This is a genomic window from Saccharomonospora sp. (genome assembly GCF_027317685.1).
Classification (GTDB): domain Bacteria; phylum Actinomycetota; class Actinomycetes; order Mycobacteriales; family Pseudonocardiaceae; genus Saccharomonospora.
The window spans coordinates 1-2,476 of record NZ_DAHVQP010000098.1; the positions used below are offsets into that span (position 1 = coordinate 1).

Below are 2,476 nucleotides of genomic sequence, written 5' to 3' on the forward strand. Positions count from 1 at the left end.
TGCTGTTGAAGGCCGCCGGTGTCGACAAGGGCAGCGGCGAGCCGCACAAGAACAAGATCGGCAAGGTCAGCTGGGACCAGATCCGGGAGATCGCCGAGACCAAGAAGGCCGATCTCAACGCCATGGACATCGACCACGCGACCAAGATCATCGCCGGGACCGCGCGTTCGATGGGCATCACGGTCGAGTGACCTCGCGGCTCGGGCCGTTCAGGCCCGCTGCCGCACTCTTTGTGGAAGGGCCACGCGCTGACCCGTACCACAACTGATCCACTACGAATTTCCTAAGGACAGCACATGACCAAGCGCAGCAAGGCCTACCGTCAGGCCGCCGAGCTGATCGATCGCGATCGGCTTTATTCGCCGCTGGAGGCGGCCAAGCTCGCCAAGGAGACCTCGAAGATCAAGATGGATGCCACGGTCGAGGTCGCCATGCGGCTCGGCGTGGATCCTCGCAAGGCCGACCAGATGGTCCGCGGCACCGTGAACCTGCCGCACGGAACGGGTAAGACCGTCCGCGTCATCGCTTTCGCGACCGGTGAGAAGGCCGCTGAGGCCGAGGCCGCCGGTGCCGACGCGGTCGGGTCCGACGAGCTGATCGAGCGCATCCAGGGTGGCTGGCTCGAGTTCGATGCTGCGATCGCGACTCCGGACCAGATGGCGAAGGTGGGTCGCGTGGCCCGCATTCTCGGCCCGCGCGGCCTGATGCCGAACCCGAAGTCGGGCACCGTGACGCCGGATGTCGGCAAGGCCGTGTCCGACATCAAGGGCGGTAAGATCAGCTTCCGGGTCGACAAGCAGGCGAACCTGCACATGGTGATCGGCAAGGCGTCCTTCGACGTCGAGAAGCTGGTGGAGAACTACGCCGCGGCGCTGGACGAGGTGCTGCGTGCCAAGCCGGCCGCCTCGAAGGGCCGCTACCTGAAGAAGGTCACCTTCTCCACCACCATGGGCCCGGGTATCCCGGTGGACCCGACCCGTACCCGCGATCTCCTGGCCGAGGAGGTCAGCGCCTGACGGGCAGCTGAAGCCTACGACTGGGGCGGTCATCCAGTTCGGATGGCCGCCCCACTGTCGTCTCCGGCTCCGGTCGGGTCGGGTCGGTCAGTTCTCCGTGGAGGTGGCCTGGCAGCTGGTGGGGCCGGGTTCGTGGCCGGTGATCAGCCACTGCCCCATTTCGACTTCGGTCACGGTGAACACTCCGAGCGCGGGGCCGCCCTGGATGTCGAAGTCGCAGGAGTCGATGCGCACCGTGGTGGCGTCGGGGTCGTACCAGCGGGGAAAGATCGATTCCGCGTAGTCGTTGACGTGCGTGACCTGTTCGTGCAGAGCGATGACGGCTTGCCGGCAGTCGGGGTGCGCGCCGGTGTTCTCGGCGAAGCGTTGTTGGATGCCGTTGTCATTGTCGAAGCGACCGCAGGCTTCGGCGATCAATGGCCGGTTGGTCGAGGGGTCTTCCTGGGCGATGGCGTCATAGACCTTGCGGACGGCTTCGTACGGTTCTTTGGCCAGCAGTTCCTCGGTGTGGTAGGTGCCGCCGCCCATGCGTGCGGCGGCCTCGGTGCTGTTGTCGTCGTCGGAGCCGAACAGCTCGTTGAACGCCCACGTCGCGAAGATGCCCAGCAGCAGGAAGAACACGAGCCAGCCGAGGACCTTCTTACCGAGCCACTGGAGCCAGCCGGGAATCTTGCTAGGGGGTGGTGGCGCTTGTGGCTGCTGGTGCGGTGCGAGTTCCGTGCTGCCGGTGGTGCTGAGCTGCCCCCGTGACTCCTGGAAGCGCAGGAATTGCTGGAACTGTTGGAACTCGTGGAATTGGCGTAGTTGTTCCGGGTCGGCTTGAGGGGATTGGGAAAGCTGAGCCGCCCCCGGTGTGCCTGGAGTCCCCGGAGGCGGTGCCGGAGACATGGGAGTGAGGTCCGTGCCGGGTCGGCCCGAGTCGGCCGGCATGGCATCGGAAACGATCTCGGGCTCGCTGTCAGCCCCGTTGACACCGCACTGCCCGGCTTCTCCGTCAGGTCGCTGCTCCACCACGTCACCCATGATGCCGGTTCGCCCACGGTTCGTGTCCGCCTTGGCCGCGTTTCGCGGCAAAACACGGTCACTCGGCCAAGGTGGGGCCGGTGACCAGGTCGATGTGGGTGCGTCTATGCTGGTGGACGGTTCTACCGAAGACCGCTGGTCTTTCCCGCGCCAGGCGTGGGAAACGAAGGTCCCGTACACGGCGGGCGGCCTGCGCAGGAGGAACGAGGATCGTCGAAGCGGGTGTCGGACACTGTCCTGCCCGTGAAGCACGCCCCCGCGCCTGCCTGCGCTGGGGCGTTTTGTCGTTGCGGGGTCCGGGCTGCCAGTGGTCACCAGCCAAGAGAGGAGGCGACCATGGCGAAGCCCGACAAGGTGGCGGCCGTCGCCGAGATCGCGGACAAGTTCCGCAACAGCTCGGCAGCTGTTGTCACCCAGTACAGTGGCCTCTCCGTGTC

At 66.1% G+C, this 2,476-nt stretch carries 3 protein-coding genes and 1 pseudogene; 3 read left to right on the forward strand and 1 reads right to left on the reverse strand.

Annotation, left to right across the window (positions count from 1 at the left end):
• Together M7H19_RS11560 and rplA are read left to right on the forward strand one after the other, a co-directional pair.
• Positions 1-191: pseudogene (locus tag M7H19_RS11560) on the forward strand (50S ribosomal protein L11); the annotation flags it as partial.
• Between the two features lie 105 nt (positions 192-296).
• Positions 297-1,016: a 50S ribosomal protein L1 gene (rplA, locus tag M7H19_RS11565; RefSeq protein WP_298180707.1), complete on the forward strand. Its 720-nt coding sequence runs from the start codon at positions 297-299 to the stop codon at positions 1,014-1,016.
• 87 nt (positions 1,017-1,103) lie between these two features.
• Here rplA and M7H19_RS11570 read toward each other — a convergent pair whose 3' ends face one another.
• Positions 1,104-2,039, reverse strand: coding sequence for a hypothetical protein (locus M7H19_RS11570; RefSeq protein ID WP_298180709.1), 936 nt, complete (start codon positions 2,037-2,039; stop codon positions 1,104-1,106).
• Positions 2,040-2,375: 336 nt separating this feature from the next.
• Here M7H19_RS11570 and rplJ point away from each other — a divergent pair.
• Positions 2,376-2,476 (forward strand): 50S ribosomal protein L10 (rplJ, locus tag M7H19_RS11575; RefSeq protein ID WP_363321368.1); only part of this gene is annotated, 101 nt, incomplete at its 3' end.

Excerpts from the sequence above, each read along its gene's own strand:
- rplA (WP_298180707.1), top strand. The coding sequence starts at position 297 with ATGACCAAGCGCAGCAAGGCCTACCGTCAGGCCGCCGAGCTGATCGAT.
- M7H19_RS11570 (WP_298180709.1), bottom strand. The coding sequence starts at position 2,039 with ATGGGTGACGTGGTGGAGCAGCGACCTGACGGAGAAGCCGGGCAGTGC.